This window comes from Mucilaginibacter gossypii (genome assembly GCF_900100945.1).
GTDB classification, from domain to species: Bacteria; Bacteroidota; Bacteroidia; order Sphingobacteriales; family Sphingobacteriaceae; genus Mucilaginibacter; species Mucilaginibacter gossypii.
This window is the reverse complement of the sequence record NZ_FNCG01000006.1, coordinates 93,132-116,964: the sequence shown is the minus strand read 5'-3', so window position 1 is coordinate 116,964 and position 23,833 is coordinate 93,132. Positions and strand designations below refer to the sequence as shown.

General features: G+C 43.1%; 17 protein-coding genes. 10 read left to right on the top strand and 7 right to left on the bottom strand.

The window, feature by feature from the left end; genetic code table 11:
• Positions 1-187: 187 nt before the first annotated feature.
• Both BLS28_RS13630 and BLS28_RS13625 read left to right on the top strand, forming a co-directional pair.
• Positions 188-2,398, top strand: coding sequence for an outer membrane protein assembly factor BamB family protein (locus BLS28_RS13630; protein ID WP_091167866.1), 2,211 nt, complete (start codon positions 188-190; stop codon positions 2,396-2,398).
• Positions 2,399-2,407: 9 nt separating this feature from the next.
• Positions 2,408-2,854 (top strand): hypothetical protein, encoded by a 447-nt coding sequence (locus BLS28_RS13625; protein ID WP_091167862.1) that lies wholly within the window; start codon positions 2,408-2,410, stop codon positions 2,852-2,854.
• A 93-nt stretch (positions 2,855-2,947) separates the two neighbouring features.
• On the opposite strand, the gene BLS28_RS13620 is transcribed toward BLS28_RS13625, so the two are convergent.
• The gene (locus BLS28_RS13620) at positions 2,948-4,228 is read right to left on the bottom strand and encodes a hypothetical protein (RefSeq protein ID WP_091167859.1); all 1,281 of its coding nucleotides are present in this window, start codon (positions 4,226-4,228) and stop codon (positions 2,948-2,950) included.
• Positions 4,229-4,361: 133 nt separating this feature from the next.
• Here BLS28_RS13620 and BLS28_RS13615 point away from each other — a divergent pair, with 133 nt between their 5' ends.
• The 5 genes from BLS28_RS13615 to BLS28_RS13600 all read left to right on the top strand — a co-directional run bounded on the left by BLS28_RS13615 (position 4,362) and on the right by BLS28_RS13600 (position 7,702).
• On the top strand, positions 4,362-5,012 hold the full coding sequence (locus BLS28_RS13615; protein WP_143020755.1) for a hypothetical protein: 651 nt from the start codon (positions 4,362-4,364) through the stop codon (positions 5,010-5,012).
• Between the two features lie 19 nt (positions 5,013-5,031).
• Entirely contained in the window at positions 5,032-5,184 is a 153-nt protein-coding gene (locus BLS28_RS30815) for a hypothetical protein (RefSeq protein WP_176844454.1), read from the top strand.
• Between the two features lie 99 nt (positions 5,185-5,283).
• On the top strand, positions 5,284-5,679 hold the full coding sequence (locus BLS28_RS13610) for a hypothetical protein (protein WP_091167854.1): 396 nt from the start codon (positions 5,284-5,286) through the stop codon (positions 5,677-5,679).
• A 217-nt stretch (positions 5,680-5,896) separates the two neighbouring features.
• Positions 5,897-7,105 carry a glycoside hydrolase family 88 protein gene (locus tag BLS28_RS13605; protein ID WP_091167851.1) on the top strand — a complete coding sequence of 403 codons (1,209 nt, stop codon included), beginning with the start codon at positions 5,897-5,899 and terminating at the stop codon, positions 7,103-7,105.
• A gap of 15 nt (positions 7,106-7,120) precedes the next feature.
• Positions 7,121-7,702: a TMEM175 family protein gene (locus BLS28_RS13600; RefSeq protein WP_091167849.1), complete on the top strand. Its 582-nt coding sequence runs from the start codon at positions 7,121-7,123 to the stop codon at positions 7,700-7,702.
• A 102-nt stretch (positions 7,703-7,804) separates the two neighbouring features.
• Here BLS28_RS13600 and BLS28_RS13595 read toward each other — a convergent pair whose 3' ends face one another.
• From BLS28_RS13595 to BLS28_RS13575, 5 genes are all read right to left on the bottom strand, one after another.
• Complete coding sequence (locus BLS28_RS13595; RefSeq protein WP_091167847.1) at positions 7,805-9,142, bottom strand: vanadium-dependent haloperoxidase; 1,338 nt, start codon at positions 9,140-9,142, stop codon at positions 7,805-7,807.
• A 54-nt stretch (positions 9,143-9,196) separates the two neighbouring features.
• Positions 9,197-12,424 (bottom strand): VCBS repeat-containing protein, encoded by a 3,228-nt coding sequence (locus BLS28_RS13590; protein ID WP_091167843.1) that lies wholly within the window; start codon positions 12,422-12,424, stop codon positions 9,197-9,199.
• Positions 12,425-12,672: 248 nt separating this feature from the next.
• On the bottom strand, positions 12,673-14,289 hold the full coding sequence (locus tag BLS28_RS13585; protein ID WP_091167840.1) for a SusD/RagB family nutrient-binding outer membrane lipoprotein: 1,617 nt from the start codon (positions 14,287-14,289) through the stop codon (positions 12,673-12,675).
• Between the two features lie 5 nt (positions 14,290-14,294).
• Positions 14,295-17,462: a SusC/RagA family TonB-linked outer membrane protein gene (locus BLS28_RS13580; RefSeq protein ID WP_208102453.1), complete on the bottom strand. Its 3,168-nt coding sequence runs from the start codon at positions 17,460-17,462 to the stop codon at positions 14,295-14,297.
• A gap of 364 nt (positions 17,463-17,826) precedes the next feature.
• Positions 17,827-19,485, bottom strand: a complete 1,659-nt coding sequence (locus tag BLS28_RS13575; protein ID WP_091167838.1) for a L,D-transpeptidase family protein — start codon at positions 19,483-19,485, stop codon at positions 17,827-17,829.
• A 517-nt stretch (positions 19,486-20,002) separates the two neighbouring features.
• Between BLS28_RS13575 and BLS28_RS13570 the strand changes: the two genes are divergently transcribed.
• A complete protein-coding gene (locus BLS28_RS13570) occupies positions 20,003-20,650 on the top strand; it encodes a redoxin domain-containing protein (RefSeq protein WP_091167836.1) in 648 nt (215 codons plus the stop codon).
• Between the two features lie 105 nt (positions 20,651-20,755).
• On the opposite strand, the gene BLS28_RS13565 is transcribed toward BLS28_RS13570, so the two are convergent.
• Positions 20,756-21,688 (bottom strand): AraC family transcriptional regulator, encoded by a 933-nt coding sequence (locus tag BLS28_RS13565; RefSeq protein WP_091168305.1) that lies wholly within the window; start codon positions 21,686-21,688, stop codon positions 20,756-20,758.
• Positions 21,689-21,842: 154 nt separating this feature from the next.
• Here BLS28_RS13565 and BLS28_RS13560 point away from each other — a divergent pair, with 154 nt between their 5' ends.
• Positions 21,843-23,345, top strand: coding sequence for an aldehyde dehydrogenase family protein (locus tag BLS28_RS13560; protein ID WP_091167834.1), 1,503 nt, complete (start codon positions 21,843-21,845; stop codon positions 23,343-23,345).
• Between the two features lie 114 nt (positions 23,346-23,459).
• Positions 23,460-23,831, top strand: coding sequence for a DUF779 domain-containing protein (locus tag BLS28_RS13555; RefSeq protein WP_090524975.1), 372 nt, complete (start codon positions 23,460-23,462; stop codon positions 23,829-23,831).
• The last annotated feature ends 2 nt before the right edge of the window (positions 23,832-23,833 follow it).

Here is a 23,833-nt window from a genome sequence, read left to right as displayed (position 1 = left end):
TCTTGTAATGCCATGGCTTTATTAGCTATGGCATTTTTTATGGACGAAATGATATACGCAGGCAACGGATGAATATTTGTAAAATAATTTTTATTCATACATTTAGAGAGCACTGTTGCTAACACGCGCCGCGCCATGTATACTGAAATGCGTCGGGACCCAATTAACGCCAAATTTTACATTATAAATGATTAACACCCGGTATTTGATAGCCCTGTGCTTTGCGGCAGGCATTTATACGTCCTGTAAAAATCAGCAAGGCAATCAAAACAATAACTATAGTGGTTGGCCTGCCTATGCGGGTTCAAAAGAAGGGGTACGGTATTCATCCAATGATGAAATTACTTTAAATAATGTAAACAAACTAAAAGTGATGTGGACTTTTGGCACAGGCGATAAGGATACTGCCAATCTCAGCCAAAATCAATGCAATCCTATTATGGTTGATGGTATTTTGTATGGTACCAGTCCTAAATTGAAGCTGTTTGCGTTAAATGCTGTTACAGGCCTGCAAAAATGGCTGTTTGACCCCGCTAAGGATGATACTACTAATAATGGCGACCCTATGGCTTACTATAAAGTGAGCCGTGGAGTAATATACTGGCAAAATGATAATGGCGGCGAAAAAAGGATTTTCTACAGCGTGGGAGCTAAAACCTGGGCTATTGACGCCGAAAACGGCACTCCGGTGCGCTCATTTGGCAAGGGTGGATATCTCGACCTTACTAAGAATTTAGACAGGGATACCAAATCATTTGTCGCGGGAACTACGCCCGGCGTGGTTTATAAAGATGTGTTGATTGTTGGTGACCGCGTATCCGAATCAGCTGATGCGGCTCCTGGGCACGTGCGTGCTTACGATGCCCGGACAGGAAAGTTAAAATGGATCTTCCACACCATACCGCATCCCGGCGAAGTGGGGTACAATACCTGGAAAGATACAGCGGCTTACAAAAAATTTGGCGGGGCTAATAATTGGGCAGGGATGGCTTTGGATGAAAAGCGGGGGATCGTGTATATTCCCACCGGCTCGGTAGGTGGCGACTTTTATGGCGGGTTCAGGAAAGGGCAAAACCTGTTTGCCAATTCGTTGCTGGCACTTGATGCAGCTACAGGTAAGCTGAAATGGTATTACCAATTTGTGCATCACGACCTGTGGGACCGCGACCTGCCCGCCAATCCAAACCTTGTAACCATTGTTAAAGACGGTAAAAAGATAGATGCCGTAACACAAATCACCAAGCATGGTTATGTATTTATGTTCGACAGAACGAATGGTAAACCTATATTCCCAATAGTGGAAAAACCTGTGCCAACCAAAACCCTGCCCGGCGAAGAAGTTTGGCCTACGCAACCCATCCCAACTTTGCCGCAACCTTTCGCCCGGCAAATGTTTAATCCCGAAGATGTTACCGACCGTACGCCCGAAGTGCACAGGGAAATGCTGTCAAAATATAACCAGGTTAAAAACCGGATCATGTTCACCCCGCCAAGCAAGGAGGGAGGCTGGATCTTCCCCGGTTTTGATGGTGGGGGCGAGTGGGGTGGAGCTGCTGTTGATCCTGAAAGCAAGATACTATACGTAAACTGCTCTGAAATGCCATGGGCACAGGTAATGATCGATGTACCTAAAACCAACACTAACGATCATTCACCGCAGGCATTAGGACACGTAGTGTATAATACGAATTGCATTGGCTGTCACGGCGCCGAACTGAAGGGTAATGGAGCATCCTATCCATCGTTGGTAAACATCGGCAAAAAGTATACTGCCGATCAGGTGAGCGGTATTATTGCTGCCGGCCGCAACATGATGCCTTCTTTTAAACAGATTTCGCCCGCAGATAAAAAGAACCTGCTTGCTTTCCTGCTCAAGATTCCTGCAACTAAGGCGGCGAAAGAAGTAGCCAAAGAGCCAACCGGCAATCGCGTCGCCAGCTCGGAGGCGGAAAGGAAAATGGTTGATGAAGTCCCTTATGCCATGAATGGTTATAATCGTTTTTTAGATAAAGATGGCTATCCCGGTATAAAACCGCCATGGGGTACGCTCAATGCTATCGACCTCACATCGGGCAAGTTGCTTTGGAAAGTGCCGCTGGGTGAGTATCCTGAGTTAACCAAAAAAGGAATCCCTGTAACCGGCACGGAAAATTATGGTGGTCCGGTGGTTACCAAAGGTGGCCTGGTATTTATCGCTGCAACCAAAGATGAAAAGATCCGTGCGTTTGATAAACGTACCGGCAAAGTGGTTTGGGAAGCCGATTTGCCGGCGGCAGGTTACGCTACCCCTGCAACTTATTCAATTGATGGTAAACAGTACGTAGTTATTGCCTGTGGCGGCGGAAAAATTGGAAGTAAGTCGGGAGATAGTTATGTTTGTTTTGGATTAACCGACTAACACCTCTTTATGGATTTATTTGAAGCAGTTTTTGATTTGTACGAGCAGATACGCTTAAAGGCCGAAAGTGATTTTCAGGATCTGATCAAATGCCAGTATACGCAGCAATGTTACAGCGATAATGGCGCTTTTTGCCTTGTATTGGAGATCACTGTTTTAAAAAATATCTCTGATGATGATTATGGACTGGTGTTTGCTATTAACGCTCAAACAGAACCTAACCATCCCGATCATAAGAGCGATACAAATGGCATCTTTTTAATCGCCGATGTACATCATGGTGATAATAAGGCGATCAGTAATTTGGATGAGCTTGTTTTTGACCCACAAAATGAAGGTGCCGTTCAGCAGGTTTATGCTAAGATTGAGCAATTTGTTAAGCCTTTTACCAAAAGTGTGAGTGATTTGCTTGTACAGGGATATGATATTAAGGTAGAGGATAATTCGGTAAATTAGGAATAATCGCCCACATTAAAACAACGTCATTATAAGGTATGAAACAATGACGTTGTTTAAGGTCTTTTTGTTGACGGTCGCGAGCGGCCTTTCCTAAAACTTCTCTTCATAAACCGCTCCTCCCGGCGTTTCCAATTTATATTGCTTAACCTCCCCTGGCCCTTCAAATTCAAAACGGATGCCTACAATACGGCCCATGGTGTGAGCCTGTTTAAATTCAAAGATCTGTTTGTTGTTAAGATATATCTTCAGGTAGTGGTCTTTTACAGTACAACGCAGGTTTTGAAATTGCGACATATCTGTGCCAAAGGCACTCAGGTCATGGTTTTTTCCATCAACCCATTCTTCACCGGTTAAAATGCCCATATTGGCGATGCATCCTTTGTTTAATATGGGGATCACAATGGCGGTGCCGTTGCCTAAAATGGTGAGGTCGGCTTTGGCGCAGGCCGATTGACCGGGTGTTGAAATATTGCGCAGGGTGCAATCCATGGTGAAATTATCTGCATTAATTCCCGGAAATTCGCGAATGTTGGCAAACTTTACCCTGGTATTGTTAAAAACAGAAGTACCTAACTTTTGCTCCATTACATCAGCGGTAATTCCCATAAAGCCCTGCCCTTTAATTTCTTCCCGTGAAAGATAAACAGGTATGGGCTGGTGATCGATGATGCCTTTCCAGCCCTTGGTTTTAATAAATACCGATGTTTCCTTTCGCACATGTTTGTCTACGATGAGCTTAGCTATAAAATAGCCTGGGTCATAATAAATAGAGGTATACTGTTTGCCGTCACCGGATACCTGTTCGCGGCGATTAGGGTCCCATGATTGCTGAATAAAAACGCTATCAGAATGAAATGCTGAGGCGTCGTAATTAAATACAACCGAGTTAGGCAAATCGTCAGAAACTTTCCTGCTGGTGAATTTTATTGAGCCGGGATCAATAGGTTTATTGCGCTTGCTGCTCATGAAAAACAATGCGCCCAATACCAGCAGTAATGCGCTGCCAAACCATATATAGCGTAAACCGGGTTTTGAAAGCGGAACCAAAACTGCGGTATCTGAATCATTTATTTTAACCGGTTGCTCAATTACGCCGTTAACCTGGTGGCGCTGCCTGAAATCGCGCCAGCTGGTGTAGTCAAGGAAACAAGCAAGGGCGTTCAGCGTTGCTGCGTTAGGGAAGCTTTCGTAGCGCACCTTACCCCAGATCCTTTTCAGAGTTGATACACTGAGCTGTACCCGCGTTTTATCAAAGATCTGCTGGCTTAGCTGCTCAAAGTCATCATTACCCCAAATATCACTATCACCCCAATTTAAGGTTCGCTCAATAAGCTGCCGGCATAACAAAAGCAATTGTTTTTCCTTTTCCATTGATCTACAAGTAATAATGTGGTTTAAAAATCCCTAAAACGCTTTGAACAAACTTGAACTTAACTTGAAATGCCGCCCGTGCTTTATTGTAATGACAATTTGCAAGTTTTGATTAAAGTTAAAATCAAAACCCATGAACAACAAGATTTTATTGTTTGCCATACTAAGCATGACGCTTGGCGGCGGCTTTTGTTACAGTCAGCAAAAAAGAGTTACATATGATATTAACCAATTGCTGAAGGAAAATAAAATGGTGAAAGCCTACACCCGCCAAACTGTTAAAGAACTTACCGATGGCAATAAACAAGGCCTAACATTAGATGGTATTTTATGGCTTAAAGATGTGAATTTTAAGACAGGCACTATCGATATCGATTTACGGGGCAGAGATGTTTTTCAGGAAAGCTTTTTGGGTATAGCTTTTCACGGGGTTGATACTACAACCAATGATGTTATCTATTTCCGCCCTTTTAATTTCCAAACCACGGATACGCTTCGCCGCAAGCATACGGTACAATACATCAGCGAGCCGGATTTTCCCTGGGATAAACTCCGTAAGGAACATCCGCTGGTTTATGAAAATGCAGTAAATCCTTTTCCGCTGGCGGAGGCCTGGTTTCATGCACGCATTGTAGTTAATGCAGATAATATTGTTGTGTATGTTGACCATTCCCATCAACCATCGCTTACTGTAAAAAAACTGAATAACCGGCAAAGCGGGCTCGTTGGCCTTTGGTCGTCCGGGTTGCCGGGCGATTTTGCCAACCTTGTTATTACTCAATAAGTATAAACTAACCATCATCATGAAAAAATTTGTCTTAATGTTAACACTGTTCGCTGCCGTGGAAACACGGGCACAACAAAAGCACCAGGTATACAACCTTTCCGTTATAAACCCTAAACAATGGATCATTCCTAAAAACGATACGCTTGACTATGAGTTGGGCACTTTTTAGGGACAAAAAGCGCTGCTCATCAAACGGAAAATCGGCGACTACAAATCGGCCAGTTTAGCGTATAAACCGGGTTTAAATTTTAAGGACGGTATTATTGAAATGGATGTAGCTTGTGTAAATCCCAAAGGAGGTTTTGTTGGTTTGGCTTTTCATATCCGGGATGCCCATCATTATGAAACAGTTTATTTCAGGCCGGGGGCATCTGGTACCATTAACGCCATCCAGTACATGCCCGAAAAAAAGGCCGAGTTTAACTGGTGGGACTATGAGGCAACAAAATACCAGCCTAAAGCCATAATCCCGCAAAATAAATGGTTTCATGTTAAAGTGGTGGTTCGGGGCAGCAAAATGGAGGTTTATGCGGATAATGCCCCGAAGCCGGCTATGGTGTACACCCCGCTTGATCCGTCATTGAAAAGCGGTGAGGTAGGTTATTGGCATGGAAACTGCCCCAAAGGTGCTTACAAGAATCTTGTTGTAACGGCTTTTAACTAAGAACTATGGTGAGGGATTTGTGCGTTCTCTGTCCGGCCTTGCGAGGTTTTTAAATTTCGCAAGTCTTCAACTGCAAAAAATCGCCCTAACTACATCGATGTAGTAGAAATATATAGTCAAATGGCTGTCCGGTGCTTGTTTTTATTGAACCAAAATCTGCACTTTTATAACTTGAAATGTGCCCTGCATAAGCACTTTAACCAGTTACTTATAGTCTATGAAATTTAAACACCTGTACAAATCAGCAATTACTGCATGTTTATTAGCGCTAAGCCTCAATTCTTTTTCGCAAAATAGCTTTAAACCTCAAAAGGATGTATTGGCAACCATCAAAAAAAACTTTGCTGATGCGGGCATACAATATAAGTACATGGCCAAACAATTTGGACCGGAGCAGTTCCCTAAAACGTACCACCCTACTACCGATAAGTTTGAAACAAGCAATAGCAGCTGGTGGTGCAGTGGTTTTTATTCAGGTACATTACTAAATCTATATCAGCAAACTAAAGATGCTGAGCTGCTTAACCAGGCTAATGAAAACTTGAAAGGCCTCGAAAAAGAACAATATAATAAAGGGACGCATGACCTCGGCTTTATGATGTATTGCAGCTTCGGTACAGCAAACCATCTTGAGCCGAAACCTGAGTATAAAGAAATTCTGATTAATAGTGCCAAATCACTTTCAACAAGGTTTAACCCAACGGTTGGCTGTATCCGTTCATGGAATTCAAAGGCTAATGATTTTCTGGTGATCATTGACAATATGATGAACCTGGAACTGTTGTTTTACGCTACCAAGGCAACCGGCGACTCGAGTTTTTATAAAATAGCGGTTACCCATGCCAATACCACTATGAAAAACCACTTCCGCCCGGATTTTAGTTCGTACCACGTAATTAATTACGATGAACAAACAGGAGCGGTAAAGGAAAAGAAAACCGCGCAAGGCTTTGCTAACGAGTCGGCATGGGCAAGGGGACAATCCTGGGGGCTATACGGCTATACAGTTATGTACCGCGAAACTAAAGACAAAAAATACCTTGAGCAGGCAAAAAATATAGCGCATTTTATATTGACCAATCCAAACTTGCCCGCCGATAAAATACCTTACTGGGATTATAACGCACCAAACATCCCTAACGCGCTTCGCGATGCTTCTGCGGCATCAGTTATGGCCTCTGCCTTGTTAGAGCTTTGCCGTTACGTTGATAAAAAGGATGGTCAGGAGTATTTTAATACAGCTCAAACTATTATCAAAAACTTATCTGCACCGGCATATAAAGCTGATTTGAACAGCAACGGAGGTTTTATTTTGAAACACAGCGTGGGCCATTTCCCGGCAGGTACCGAAGTTGACGTACCTTTAACTTATGCCGATTACTACTTTGTTGAGGCTATGCAGCGTTATAAGGCTTTTGCCAAATAATGCTATATTTAGCCCATGGCGTTAGGTAAAGGCAGGTTAGAAGCATTTAGTGATGGCGTAATAGCCATCATTATTACCATTATGGTGTTGGAAATGAAGGTTCCGCATGGCGAAACCCTGGAAGCTTTGAAGCCACTTATCCCGGTTTTTTTAAGCTATCTGCTCAGTTTTGTATATGTAGGTATTTACTGGAACAATCATCACCATACCTTGCAGGCGGTACGCTCTGTAAATGGTAAAATATTGTGGGCCAACCTACACCTGTTATTCTGGCTATCGTTGATACCTTTTGTAACCGGCTGGATGGGAGAGACCCACCTCACCCAATGGCCGGTTTTCTTTTATGGTGTGGTGCTCATCATGAATGGTATTGCCTATCGCATCCTGGCGTTAATGCTCATTAAACATCACGGTGAAGACTCGTTAATAACAAAAGCCTTCGGCAATGATTTTAAGGGGAAAATTTCTGTGGCGCTATACGCGGTTGCTATTTTATGTACATGGTTAAATCCTGTTATCAGCGTGGTAATTTATGTAGTGGTAGCCGGGACCTGGTTCATACCCGATAAACGTTTTGAACGACTCCTCGAATCTTAACGGTTTCCTGAATTAAGATCGGGATCCCGGTATGATAAAAAGTACAGTAACCTTGCTTACTTGGTGCGCATAGTTAAAAAGCAGTTCACTTTTAACTATGCTTTATTTACCCAAATAGTTTATTCCGGCCACTTTTAATTTTTTAACAACCGCTGCTGCCACATCGCGCCCCTGCTGATTTCCGTTAACAATGGCATCATTAAAATGAATACCACCATAAAAGCGGGACAAAGAAGCTTCTTCAGCCGCCTGCTTAAATGATTTGAAGTCGCGGGGGCCAACACCATAGGGGATTTCCGAATCATCTGTGTAAGCAAAGTTATCACCCAACAGATAACTTAATACTCCAGCCGACGAATTTGACAACACGGCATGGCCGCTTGGATATTCCGGGAATGGCGGGGTTTGCAACATGGGTACCCATTTAATATCAATGTATTTGTTAATATAGGTTTCGGGACGGATGCCGTTACTGCGATATTTTTCGTCCCAGCAACTGATAAAAGCATCCATTTCGGTCATGGCAACCAGTGTTGCCACCTGTATAGATTTATCAAAACTAAGCCCGGCTTTTTTTACGGCAATACCGACAATGTTCATCCAGTGCCCACCCGGACTGATTTTTTTAAAACCGATCATCATGTGCCCTGATGTGGTGACAGCAAAAGGGTTGCAATCCCAGAAGTTGGCAATCATGATTTGTTCAGTCGATAGATTTTTGGATACCTTGTAAACTGCATATGCTTCCTTGTAAAAGTCGCTGGTGCTGTCAGTGCTGAATACGGCGGGCCTTATAGGCACAAACTGGTTAGAGGAGTCGATAAACATAGGCCGAATGGTTTTCCAGTTAGGCTCAACGGCCTCCATGTACATTGGAGGGGTTGGGAACCAGTTTTTACCTCCTTTTATAGGTGAGTACCTGAGCCGACCGCTCAGTTTGTTGTAATTATCTGATTTGGAATAATTAATAACCTTGCCAGTCATTTCGGTGGCAGCTGCTATTGATTGTTTGATCACATCTTCGGTTACGCCGTTCTCTTTAAGAAGGGCTACATATTTAGCCTCATCATCCTGCAGCATAAAACCCGATGGGAGCATCTGCTTTCCCGTTTCCAGTATACAATACATAGCGGCTATGCGATAATCATATTTATCAGCCGGGATGCTGATCTGGTTATCCTGTGTGTAACTTTTGATAAAATTGCCAACCGGTATTATCTGTTTATTGTTTAGGCTAACCAAATTATAAGCACCCAGGGTTACATAGGCATAATAACGGGAAGCAGCGGGCGGGTTTACAACATCATGGATCATAACCGCCGAAATAGCATTTACAGCCTGATCGATATGCAGGTACGGAAGAATGTTTTTTTTATTCTTTTGCGCATAAGCTGGTGTGCTTATAAGCGCTAAAAACAATATGGATATTTTTTGGATCATCTGTTTTAATTTTTGTTTCGAGTCCCAAGCCTTAAGTCAATAGGTACTCAAGATTCAGTACTTATAAAACTGTAACGCCTGGCCCGATGCACCTATCATTACATAATTTGCGCCGTTTATTTTTATTTCTGTGGCCGATTTTACGTCACCGTTTACTGATAGCCCTGCAACCGGTTGGCTTTGGTATGTGAAATTACCCTTCCCGTCGCCGGTAAGCAGGCAGCCATAATTTGCATCAAAGCTTCCCAATTTCAGGCGGTTATCTGAATGGTTGCCCAGCAGCAGGAAGTCTGTTTTACCGTCATGATTAAAATCGCCGGTGAGGATCTCTGATACCGACGAATATTGGGCCTGCAACGGCAGCTCAGCTTTTACAAACTTTCCACCACGGTTCATGAACAGGCATGTTTCAACTTCATTAGCTGTAAGTTTAGTGGCTTTAGTAAGCTCTTCGGGCGTGAAAATATCTTTCATGGTAGCATCGCAATAAGCTTTATATGAAGCGAACCTTTTACGCATCGGGTAAATCTGGTCGTTCAGTTCGTCGCGGCTCACAAAGGGGTAGCTTACACCCTGTATATAAAAGTTAAAAAACGGATCGATTGAGCCGTTGCCGTCAAAATCGGCAAAATACATTTCGGCAGGCTCTGTTTGGCTGGCATGGATCTGTGTGTTTTCGCCAAGGTTGCCAGCAATAATATCAGGCTTGCCATCGCTATCCACATCGGTAATGGCTAGCGTGTTCCAGAAACCGCTAACGGGATGGTCAAAGTATTTGACTGTTTCATCAACAAAACCAGCTTTGGTGTTGGTAAATACCATGATGGACATAAATTCGCCGCATACTATCAGGTCTTTACGGCCATCGCCATTCAAGTCGGCCCATTGCGCATCTTTGATCATACCTATGCCTGTAAATGGTGCATCGGTAATTTCAAAATGACCACCGCCCGTATTGGTAAGCAGGTAGCTTTTTGGTGCAGATGGATAAGAACCCGGTGTAACGTTTGATCCGACAAACAGGTCAATTTTTCCGTCGTTGTTATAATCACAAGGGCGTACACATGATTTACTGCTGGCTGTTAATATCGGGAGGGAGGTGCTTGAAAAGCTGAAATTGCCTTTACCATCGTTTAGATAAAGCTTGTCCTGCAGCTCATTAGCGCCGGGTTCTAATAGTGAATAGCCGCCTTTGGCTATATACAGATCGGGGAAACCATCGCCATTGGCGTCAAAAAACGCCGCTGCTGATGTGTTTTCTTTGTTAACGTCCGATATCTCCTGAACGGCATAATTGCCGCCTGCTTTTTGAATAAATATTTTGCTCGGTGTATTCTGATCACCGGCAATAAATAGGTCCTCAAGACCATCTTTGTTTACATCAGCTTTGGCTATTACCGGTCCTGTTTTTGAGCTCATGAACAGCATCAAAGGCTGGCGTTTAAAATCGTTGATGCTATTTTCGGTATGAGTATAATCAATAGTCGGTTTAGCTAAACAAAAAACAGATTTGGTAATGGCTTTTCCATTGGTTTTAAATATAGGATTGCCTGTTTTATAGGTAATGTTTAAGCGTTGATTTGCTTTAACATTGCTAAGCAATTGCGATGTTTGATCGGGCCAGATGATCCGTACTGAATCTGCCTGCTGCTGGTCACCCAATCCAAAATTTAAAACTGTGGATACGCACGAAAGATATCCCCTGTTAGGGTTAACCTCCTGGTACTGTACTTGCTTACCGCTATATACAAATACTTTTGAACCTATGGCGTTTGTATTTCCTTCCGGTTGTTTAAGGTTTACGGCCAGGTAGCTCTTTTTACCGGTTTCCATGGTCATGTTTTGTAATATGGAAGCCTCGCTGTTGATATTATTGGTAACCAGGTCAAGATCGCCGTCGTTATCAAGGTCGGCATAAACAGAGCCGCTGGAAATGCCACCTTTATTGATCCCCCAATCTTGTTTTTTATCGGTGAAGGTAAGGTTATGATTATTTTGGAAAATATAGTTTGACAGGGTAGTAGAGGGCATAGCTTTAACCAGGTCCATGAGCAGGAATGGTTCGCGGTTCATAGCTTTTTTTAGCTTATAATCGCCCCAGTACCGTAAAAAATCCTTGTTGGTATAATCGCGGAAGTAACCGTTGGAGATGAAGATATCCTTGTAGCCGTCGTTGTCAAAGTCGGCAATTAGCGGGCACCAGCTCCAGTCTGTATTGGAAATACCTGCCAGCTGACCGATTTCGCTGAAAGTACCATCGCCATTATTAACCTGCAGCATGTTGCGCATATATTGTTTGTACAGGTTCTGGTTCAGCATCAGCTCAAACGATTCGTAGTTTTCCTGTAGTTGCAACAGCTTTTGACGCCGGTTATCAGGCGGCAGCATGTCAAGTGTCATCATATCAGGAAGGCCGTCATTATTGATATCAGCTATATCAACCCCCATTGAAAATTGTGACAAATGTTTGAAGCACTTTTTACTATCCTCGGTAAAAGTGCCGTTTCCGTTGTTTATGTAAAGGTAGTCGGGTTCGTTGTAATCGTTGGTTACATAAATATCCTGTAATCCATCTTTGTTCATATCAGCTATGGCAACGCCAAGGCCAAAGGTGAGGGGATTTTGAATGATGCCCGCTTTTTTGGATACATCAACAAAATGACCATCCTGGTTTTCAAAAAGTTTATTGCTGGCCAGTTCGTCGGTTTCGGCTTTGGCTTGCGCAAATTCAAGGTTGCTGATTTTTTTAACGTTATGGTTAAGCAGGAACATATCCAGCTTGCCATCATTATTATAGTCAAAAAATACAGCCTGGGTACTGTAGCCCGGATCATCAAGGCCGTATTGTTTGGCCATTTCAACAAATTTGCTGTTGCCTTTGTTGATGAAAAGCTGGTTGCGGCGTTTGGCATTATCACCAAGGCCGGAGTAACATACATAAATATCTAGAAGGCCGTCGCCGTTAACATCGGCCATGGTAACGCCGGTTTTCCAGTCGCCGGGCCTGCCCGCGAGGCCGCTGCCGGCTTGCTGGGTAATATCTTTAAATTTCAGGTTCCCTAAGTTGAGGTACAGTTTATTTTGACCAAGGTTGCTGGTAAAAAATAGGTCTTCGAGACCGTCATTGTTGATATCGCCAACGGCAACACCACCGCCATTGTACAGGTACTCATAGGAGAGCACATTGAGCTTTTCGTCCTCAATCAGGTCATTGCGGAATTTAACACTGGTTTCGTCGGGGGTAAGCAGCTTAAAAAGCGGCTGCTGCGCATTACCGCGCATACTTTGTAATGTAAACAACGCAACAGTACAAAATGTAAAAGTGTTTAACCTTTTAAGTTTAAAATTAACGAGGGGAGAAGAACAACACATTATCAACAGATTTTATTTTTTCCGGGTCGCAGGGAGATTTAAATTTACTTATTTGTATTGATAATTGCCACCGGATTATTAATCCTTTTTGTTGTAAAAACCAAAAAACAAGGCTATGAAGCCATAGCCTTGTTTTTAAAATGAATTATATAGGGGTATTATTTATCCCACCATACACGTGATGAAAATTTATCACCACCAGATAATGATTGAACTCCGCTTGCTAAACCTTTAGGGTTTGTTGATGACAAGTTAATTGGGTAAATAACGCGACGCGGAATTTGAGTATCAAACTGAGCTGAGTAAACAACAGGTGTTAATACAGGGAAACCTGATCTTCTCCAGTTTGTCCAGTTTTCGTTAAACATGAACAAGGTTGAAGTTTCAACCCAGTACTCCATGTTAATTTGCTGGAGTGCGGTAGCACTAACCAATGGGTGTGTAGCAACATAAGCTGTGATGGCGGCAGCATCTACCGTAGCGGCCGAATTGATTTGCGCGACCGATTTCATGTTAGCAGCAAGAGCATTAGCATAATGCGTAGCAGCGTTACCTGTATTCCAGTTCCTGGTCGAAGCTTCGGCAAGTAACAACTCGGTTTCGCCATAAGTTAACAGCATGTTGATGGTGCTTTTATCAACAGGGTTAATGCTTCCGGATGAGGTGTAATAAACTTGGAGCCTTGGTCTTGAATATTTGCCAAGTGGTGCCGGAGCATCTGTAGCGCTTACAGCCGGAGTTGCGCCTGGGTAACCCGGTGCTTTTGATATATCAGTGGCTCCGCCGTTAAGATCATAGCCATTCGGCATACCTAACTGTTTACTGTAGGTATTATCACCAGCAAGCGATTCGTTTTCGTTAGCTGCTTTACCGTTACCCGTAGTGATTTCAGCAATTGCGCTAACTCGCGGATCGGTAGTTGATTTCATGTAATCGATCAAAGTTTTTGACCAGCGTACTTCACGGAAATCATCGGTAGTTAATAAAGCATTAACGATAGAATTGCTGTAACCATTCGCGTTATCTGTTTTTACTTTGGCGTTATCATCAACGCTGGCCATGGTACCACCGGCATAAGCTTTTTCAGCATATTTTTGCGCGGTAGCGGCATCAACTTTAGTTAAACGCATAGCAACACGCAGCATTAAAGAGTAACCAAACCGTTTCCATTTGGCAATATCGCCACCGTAGATCAGATCAGAAGTCGGTTTATCTTTTGCAGCATCAAGACCGCTTACTGCCGCGTCAAGATCTGCAAGCATAGCGGTATATATATCCTGCTGCTTATCAAACTTAGGGAAAAAGATACCCTGTTTTGCCATGCCTGCTTCTGAGTAAGGAACATCACCATAAGTATCGGTAACGCGTTGCAGGATAAGCACCTTCATAATAGTGCCTATTTTATTCAGATTTGAATACGCTGCATTGCTCGCTGTAAGGTTTTTCATTTCCTGTGCGTAAGTTTCAGCGCCATAGCCCTCACTATACACACGGCCAACATAATCGTTAAATGATCCGCTTTGCGTGTATTTATCGCCGTTACCATAATAGCCGAACGTTGAAGCTAATGATTGCGACCACATACTTTGAAAAAGTAACTGCGAGTAGCCCGTTTGTGAATAATTAAGTTCAGCCTGCGCTAAAAGAAAGTTTGGATTGAACACTTCGGCCGACGTTTTATTAGGGTCGGTATTTATTTTGGTGAAATCTTTGGTACAGCCGGCAAAAAGCGACGCTGCAATACAAAGACCACTATATATAAGTTTCTTTTTCATCTCTGTTATTTTCTAAATTTAAAGTTAACATTAATACCGAATGTGCGGGTTGCCGGTAAGCTGGTACCTTCGATGCCTGCATAGTTGATATTGTTTGAGAAGCCTGATTCAGGATCGATATTGTCTGAATGTTTCAGGATGGTCCAAAGGTTACGACCTACTGCTGATACGGTAATACCGTTAAACGGTGAACCTTTCAATATGCCGCTTGTAAAGGTATAACCCAATGTTACCTGGCGTAGTTTAATAAAGTCGCCGCTTAACACGTTAAGAGCCGATACTTTATATAAACCATTTTGGTAGTAATCCTGCGCTTCAACATTTTTGGTGTTTGGCGTACCTGCTTCAGTAACACCTTTGCCTACTACACCTCCTTCACGGCCATCAAGTGTGATTTTGTTTAAACCACGGTAGATGCTGTAAGCGTTTGTTGCCGAAAGAATTTTATTACCAAAACGGTAGTCAACCAAAAACGAAAGATTAATATGTTTGTAGCTGAAATCGTTGTTTAAACCGCCGTAAATTTTAGGCACTGTTGTACCCATTGCTTTACGATCGGTGTACTCAGGATAACCGCTTGAATCGAAAATAATATTACCGCTTGCGTCGCGTTTGTAATCGTTAGCCATAATTTGCGGGCCAGGTAAACCAACTACGTAAGCAAGGTTAGCATTTAACGGACGATAGGTGCCTAAATTTTGCGTAGTGCCGAATTCATCGGTTTTTAGCACCTTGTTTTTAACATAAGTAAAGTTAAACGATGGAGTCCAGGAGAATGATGAAGTTTGGATTGGTGTACCTTTAACCTCTAACTCCACGCCGCGATTTTGGAATGACTGAGAACCGATTAAACGGGTGGTATAACCTGATGCTATGTCAAGTCCGCTACGCAGGATCTCGTTTTTAGTTTTACGGGCAAAATAGTCAAAATCAAAATTTAACCGACCGTTAAACATTTTTAACTCGGTACCGATCTCAATTTCCGAAAGGGTATATGGTTTTAAACCTGTGTTATAAAGATCAGATGAGTAATTACCGATAGTTATACCATTAATATTGTTACCCAGGCTGTAATAAGCCGAAGTGCCATAAGCGTCTTTTAGCTCACCACTTGTTTTAGCGTATGATAACCTGATTTTACCTAAATCAATATTCGGTATATGTGTCAACTCGGAGAAAATGAAGGCGCCCGATACCGATGGAGTGAATATACCTCGGTTACCGGCATTAAGCGTTGAGTATGCATCATAACGGCCGCTGGTACCAATGGTCAGGAAGTTTTTAATCGCAAAATCAGCGTTGTAGTAAGCCGAATGCACTTCTGATTTGCTGAAGCCATAACTTGAGTTTTTGCTGCCTACGTTGTTGATGCTATAGAAAAACGGCAGCGTGAACGGACCGCCGCTAAGGCTGGTATATTCGTATTGGTTTTTACGGGTTGCAGCACCTGCGGTTACGTCGAAACTTAACAGGTCTTTAACAATGTCGTGTTTAACACCAATTAAACCGTCGATGTTTAATTCGGATGTTTGCGTGGTTGATTGCTCGTCCAGGCCGCCCATTAACCCCGAGTAGTACGCGGTACCGGTAGGGGTTACTTTAAAGCGGCTATCGTTAATGTTGTCATAACCTAAACGGGCCTGCGCGTAAATCCAGCTGGTGAAGTTGTAGCGGGCGGTTAATGCTGTAATTAACCTTTTACGGCCGGTGTTATTGATAAACTTGTTGGCAGCAAAGTAAGGGTTGGTTACATATGGGTCGTCTGTCCAAACCTGCTCATAACCATTAGCACCGTAGCCAGGGTTTAGGATAGATTGGTTTAAGTTAGGGGCGATAAACCAGATGTTGTTCGGGTTACCCGGACCGTCAGAAAGGCTTGGACGGTTTGTAGAGTTTTCAACCAGGTAGTTGGCCACGATACCGATGTTCAGTTTGTCGGTTACGTTTTGGTTGGCGTTTAAGTTGAAAGTTTTCCTGTCGAGTTTGCTGTTAGGTACTATCGAACCTGCATTCATATCCGAAACTGATAACCTGAAAGCTCCTGTTTCATTACCGCCGTCAAACGCTACTGTATTAGTATAAGTATTGCCTGTGCGGTAGAAGTTTTGCAGATTATTGTTTACCGCGGAATATGGATACATTTTGCCGTCAAACTGTATGGTTTGTGAACCATCAAGTTTTGAACCCCATGCTAAACGAGTTGACGCTTGTGCGTCGGATGCATTTTGAGGCTTTACACCACGCTGACCCTGACCATATGTGGTTTGGAAATCGGTAGTGTTGTTAACCTTGTCGGCTTGGTAGTTGGTATTGAATTCAACACCAAAACCCGAATTTTTTTTGCCGCCTTTGGTGGTGATCAAAATTACACCATTTGTAGCACGGGTACCGTAAAGAGCGGATGCTGACTGGCCTTTTAATACCGTAATGGTTTCAACATCATCAGGGTTAATGTTGCTGATACCGTCGCCATAATCAGCGCCACCCCATTCGCCGGATGAACCGCGCTGGGTGTTGTCCATCGGTACACCGTTGATTACGAATAACGGGCCGCCAGCTGTACCGCTCGTTACACCGCGTAATAAGATACGGGCTGAAGAACCCGGACCGCCACTTACACCGCTGATGCTCAGACCTGCCACGCGGCCTTCTAATGAGTAGGCTACGTTGCTTTCTTTCGCTTTATCAAGCAGGTCGCCTTTTACAGTTGTAATGGCGTAGCCTAATTTTTTCTCTTCTTTTTTAATACCTAAGGCAGTTACCACAACTTCGTTCAAATTGTTGTTTGAGGTTAAAGTAATGGTAATAGTTGATTTACCTCCCACCGCAACTTCTTTAGTGCCATAACCGATATAGCTCAAAATCAACACAGTGTTTGGCTGAACATCAAGCGTAAAATTACCGCTGGCATCGGTTTGTGTACCTGTAGTGGTGCCTTTGATCCTGATGCTTACGCCTACAAGGGGTTCGCCTTTTTCGTCAACAACCTTACCGGTAAGTTTAGCGAAGTTTAAGTTAAAATTATAGTTTGATTTGGCATTTGCTTTTGGCGCTTCAGCAGCCGAAGCCTGCATATTCAAGAGCACCATACCTGCAAGGGCAAATTTACACAGGTTGAGGGATTTTGATACCCATGGCCTCTGTACACCCACCGGGTGTTTGAAAAATTTCATATTTTATTGAATTTAAAGGGAGTTAATAGCGAAGCGCCCTGGAAGCACAACGCAGTTATAAACATTCAAAAATCTTTTTCGAGGCAGTAATTCCCTCCGGGTAATTATTGCCTGTAGTGGGGAGAGTAAGCTTTTTTTACATAGGCATCAGTTTTCCTGGGTTTATTAATAATGTCATATAGTTTGGTTAATGATCACTGTGCTAAAGGAAAACTATCCTTTGTAGGGATGCACTTTAGTGATTTAAAGTGAGGACAATTAAATTTTAGCGATTGCCTACAAACCCATGAAAAATATTTTGCAATTATTAATTACCGGTACTTTAAACTGCTGTATGAAGAAAAAGAGATTGGTAAGAAGTGGATTAGTATTGCCCGCTGCCTGACATGATCATGGATGCAAGCTGCTCGTCGCGGTCATAAATATCTTTGCGGAAATTGAGCCGGTTATTCCTGTCGGTGAAGGCGGTAAAATAGGCTATAAATACAGGCATCTTTTGTTTGAGTGTAACCTGCTGTTGTTTACCGAGATGCATGGCTTTATTAATGCGGGAGGTTGTCCAGGTGCTGTCGTATTTTAAAAGAAATGAAGCCAGTTTTACCGGTTCGCCAACGCGGATACAGCCGTGGCTAAACGCCCGGGACGATTCGCCAAACAACGACCTTGAAGGCGTATCGTGCAAATAGATACTGTAACTATTAGGGAACAGGAATTTTACCAGCCCCAAAGAGTTTGCAGGTCCGGGCTTTTGCTGAATTACCGGAAGCCCGTTTTCCCGGCCGGTAATGACCATATTATGCTCGTTAAGATAATTTGGGTTGCTGCTCATGGCCGGCAAAACTTCATTGCGCACAATACTTTCGGGCAGGTTCCAGTAAGGACTGAATACCACGTACTGCATTTCGCCGTAAAATATTACTGTTTGATGTACTTTTTCCCCCACCACCACATTGCAGCTCCATAATAAGCTATCGGCATGGTAAACGTGCAGTTTAAATTCGGGGATATTCACAGCGAGGTAGTCGGTAGTTAAACTTACCGGTAGCCAGCGGCAGCGCTCCATGTTTACAATGATCTGTTTGATCCGTGACTTGAGCGGTACATTCATTTCGGCCATGGTTCCGGGACCTGGTAAGCCATCGGCGCCAAGGCCGTGCCTGAGCTGGAATTGGGTTATGGCTGCTTTGAACTCGTCATCAAATTTATTGTTGAGCGTATCGCCTTTAAAATCTTCCAGTTTATATAGGCGGGCTTTTATGTTGGCAACTACAGCCGACGAGTCGCCGAGTTTGAGTTTTTTGCTGATAATAATTGGCTCCCAGTTCTCATGGGCATCAAGCTGGCGGTATTTGGCCAGGAAACTTTTTAGCAAGTCGTACTGGCGGTACACCGGCTCGCTTATAGCAGGGGTTTGTTTCGAAGTTTTTTTTAAGAGTGTATCAAGATAATCATCATATGCTATCTTTTTACGCGGCAGGAACCAGTTTACCGAACGGCTGACCGAATCGCTCATGCCCCGGAAAGCCAGTTTTGAAAACGCGAAATACTGGGCAGTGAGCATTAACTCGGTGCCAATATCAGGCTTTTTGACTCTTGTTTTTGAATGATTATCAAATATCAGGGAGTCTAAATCTTTTTGATAGGGGGTACCTTTATATATGCCTTCATTTTGCAGGTTCATCAGCCTGTCGTTCAGGTTACCAGCCTGTTCAATTAAGGTGCCTTTTTCGTACCATGCATAGGCAAATTTACGCTTACGGTAAAAACTCCGCAGATCCTGCTCATAGGGAACCAAAGCGGGGTGCTTTTGAAGAAATGTGACGATGCGGGTACTGTCAAATACAACTTCGGTTTGATCACTAAAGTTGCCAGGAATGGTTTTTGTCCACTCTTTAGCCATTTTCTTTTTTAGGGAGTCAGCTATATAATTGTAATGTTTTTTGCTGTTGTTTTTGCAGTTGGAAAGGACTAAAACACTTAAAACAAATACGATAATATATTGCGGTTTCAACCTGTTCTGCATAGCTAATTTATTAGTTATACGGAACGCAAATTACAAGGTTTTGTTTTTAGAAAGGGAAGGGCATTGAATGTTAGCCGATATAAAATGCCAAATAAGAGACAAGGTATTTTGAGGATAAGAAGGATTGATAAATATTTTTCAATAACTTCTACTAAGTTTATAGATATTATAGTATATTTGTTATGTAACATTCAAAAACAGATGACGGGCAACAGTTTAATCAGCAGTAATAAATACACATCAGCTCAAAACCGGGGCGAAATGTACATGCCTATATGTTGCTGTTGTTAAAATTCTCTCCACCTCAGATAAGCTGTTACGCACCTTTAAATTTACTGACCTCAATTAATATATTTTTATGAACACATCCAGCAATAAACAATTAAGCAGCGCCATCCCGTCGGGCTTGCTCATGCGTTACCGGGTAATTTATGGATTATGCCGTTGTTGTTGAACAATAAAGCTCAACTACAATTACCTTAAAACACTATCCATAACATCATAAATCTATTTTAAAATGCAAACCACAAATAATAATAAATATCCTTTTTTCGATCTGCTTGAAGTTGTTGCCGAACCCGATCTTAAGTTTCGTAAGCTGAAATCATTACATCCTGTAAAAGCGGGCAATTTGGTCCCTGAATTTAAGTTAAATAACGATTATAGCCGCTGGCAGCAATTTTACAATGGCGCCGAAACACATGGCCCTATTTCGCAAAGGAATTTATTAAATAAGCCGCTGGTTATTTCTTTTTATTCGCGTCATTGGGGGCAGCAAGGTCTGGCGCAGCTTAAACAACTGAATAATTTGCAGCATGAGGTTAAGGCAAGCGGCGGCAACCTGCTTATCATTAGTGACGAACGTACCGAAGATCTTGAAAAATGGGCGTGGGAACAAAGTCTCACCCTTAATTTTTATCACGATGCCGATAAAGAAATAGCACAGCAATTCAGGGTGTATTCTGAGGATTACCCTGTGTGGGACAGGTTTTCGGGCATTGACGAAAACGCGCCGTTATTGGCCACCTATATTATTATTGAACCATCAAAACAGGTTATCTACAGCCATATCGACTGGGATTTCCTGGGCACTTTTTCTGCCGAAGACATCATCAGCACTGTTTATGAATCAGCATTGATCAGTAATAGCCGCAGATCGGCATAAACACCAGAAGGTTAAGCGCCTTACACAACAGCAATCTTATAAGTGTTTACTAAGTGCACGTATAAGATTGCTTCTTACTTTCCGAACAATATTTTTATTAGTCTGTTAATTCAGGTGCCCATCCCGTAGCTTGGCCTTATAATAACTTGGCGTAATGCCCTCTATCTTTTTAAATGCGCGGCTAAAGTAGTTAAGGTTATTGAACCCGGCTTTAAAACAAGCTTCAGAGATACTGTTATGCGGATTGTTCATGAGCTGCTTGGCTAATTGCAGGCGCTCTTTAATGATATAATCAACCGGCGAAATCCCCAACTCGTGCCTGAACGCCCGGAAAAAGCTTGCTTTGCTCATGAAGGCCATTTGGCTCAATGCATCAATATTAAGCTTATCGCTTAAATGCACCCTAATGTATTCCAGTACGTAGGCAAATCGGCTACTGCTTGATAGCTCATGCAGGTTATCGCTGATCTCGTTAATGTTTTGCATCTGCATAATGCGGATTAGCAATTCTTTTAAAGTGAGGTTGGCAAGCACATCCTTGGTCAGGGCATCGCCGGTACTGATGCGGATGAGTTTATTAATGAGCTGGGCCAGCTCATAATTATTAAAAAAGTGGAACTGGTTATAGTTCAGCTGCCAAACCCGCTTATCTTCCCTTGGGTAATTCTCATTTAAGAAATCAAGCGTATTGGTAATTTCCTGGTGGTTAATAGCCAAAGCTGTGCACTGTGATGGCTGGTTGATAGTAGCCTCCGGGAAATCAATTTTCATGGTAATATTTGGCGGCACTATAACGGTTTCGCCGGGGAGGTAATCAAACCCCGGTTTATCAAACAAGTGCATCACCTTTTTGCCGCGCAACATGCTTGTTATTACCAGGTCGCTAAAAGTTAAGGGCACCAGCTCGCTGCGCTCAAAAGTTTCAAAAACGTTGAGTTCGCAATGGTTCATGGTGTAAGCCCTGCGGTTTTCAACCAGGGTATTCAGTTCTTTTCCGTGTGAGAGGCTTAGTGGAGATAACAGGGTTTTGTTATTCATAGCCATTTATAATTTATACCAAATTAGGTATACTTATCATGATTAACAAGTGGGTGCAAAAAATGCGACCATTGTGCTACCTTTTGAGAGCATAATGCAAATGCCTTACAGCGAGGTTGCTCTACATTAGTGTTACCAAAAAACCATAAAAATTATGAGCGCTGTTTCTAAACCATCCTTCAAGGATAAATACGACAATTTTATCGGCGGCAAATTTGTTCCGCCGGTTAAAGGCGAATATTTTGATAACGTTTCGCCTATCGACGGCAAAGTATTCACCAAGGCTGCACGATCAGGAAAGGAAGATGTTGAACTGGCTCTGGATGCCGCTCATGCCGCATTCCCGGCATGGGGCAAAACTTCAGCCGCACACAGGGCATCGCTGTTAAATAAAATAGCCGATGTTATTGAAGCCAACCTGGAGTTTTTGGCCGTTGTAGAATGCATCGATAACGGAAAGGCCATTCGTGAATGTCGCGCTGCCGACTTGCCGCTGGTGATTGATCATTTTCGTTATTTCGCCGGTGTTATCCGTGCGGAAGAAGGCGGGATTTCCGAGCATGATGAATATACCGTAAGTATTTGTTTAAATGAACCATTAGGTGTGGTAGGACAGATCATCCCCTGGAATTTTCCGCTGTTGATGGCTACCTGGAAAATTGCGCCTGCGCTTGCTGCCGGTAATTGTTGCGTGGTGAAGCCAGCCGAGCAAACACCAACATCCATCATGGTATTAATGGAATTGATCCAGGATATTTTGCCGCCTGGTGTTTTGAACATTATCACCGGTTTTGGTCCGGAGGCAGGTAAGCCACTGGCTTCATCGCCAAGGGTTGCCAAAGTTTCCTTTACAGGCGAAACCACAACCGGCCGCTTGATTATGCAGTACGCATCTGAAAACCTCATCCCGGTTACGATGGAGCTGGGCGGAAAATCACCAAATATTTTTTTTGAATCGGTAGCCGATGCCGATGATGAGTTTTTTGACAAAGCTGTTGAAGGCGCAGTATTATTTGCCCTTAACCAGGGCGAGGTTTGCACCTGCCCGTCGAGGATCCTGGTGCATGAAAACATCTACGATAAATTTATGTCGAAGGTGATAGAACGCACTAATGCTATCATTATGGGTAACCCCTTAGATGGCACCACAATGATGGGCGCACAGGCATCTAACGACCAGTACGAAAAAATCCAGTCGTACCTGAAAATTGGTAAAGAAGAGGGAGTAGAGGTACTTTGTGGCGGCGAGGTTAAAAAGCTTGATGGTGAGCTGGAAGGCGGTTATTATATCCAGCCTACGTTATTTAAGGGCAATAACAAGATGCGCATTTTCCAGGAGGAGATCTTTGGTCCGGTGGCTTGTGTAACTACGTTCAAAACTACTGAAGAAGCTATCGCGATAGCCAATGACACACTTTACGGATTGGGTGCCGGTGTGTGGACCCGCGATGCGCACGAGCTTTACCAGGTGCCCCGCGCAATACTGGCCGGCAGGGTTTGGGTAAATAATTACCACGCATATCCTGCACATGCGCCGTTCGGCGGCTATAAAAAATCAGGTTTTGGTCGCGAAAATCATAAAATGATGCTTGGTCACTACCGTCAAACAAAAAACATGCTGATCTCATATAATAAGAACAAGCTGGGATTTTTTTAATCCCGGCTTTAATCCCCCCGTTCCCCAGACTTGCGAGGTTTCTGAAACTTCGTAAGTCTTTATGTGTTTGAATATTCCTTTACTTATCTGCAGCTTCGCGCGAAATTTGAAGACATGATCAAAAGAGTAACCATAACCCCCGAAGCTTCAAAGCTGATAGCCGAACTCAAATCCCGCTTTGGCGACCTGATGTTCCATCAAAGCGGTGGTTGCTGCGATGGCTCATCGCCTATGTGCTTTGAAAAAGGCGAGTTTAAACTCGGCGGCAGCGATGTTAAAATAGGAGAGGTGGATGACTGTGAATTTTGGATGAGTAGGGACCAGTTTGAATACTGGCAGCATACCCAGCTTCAGCTCGATATTACCAAAGGCCGTGGTTCAAGTTTTTCAATAGAAATACCGACGGGTTTTAGGTTCATGATCCATTCAAGGTTGTTTACTGAAGACGAGTTGAAAGATTTGGAACCGGTGAGTTTTATAGATTAGCC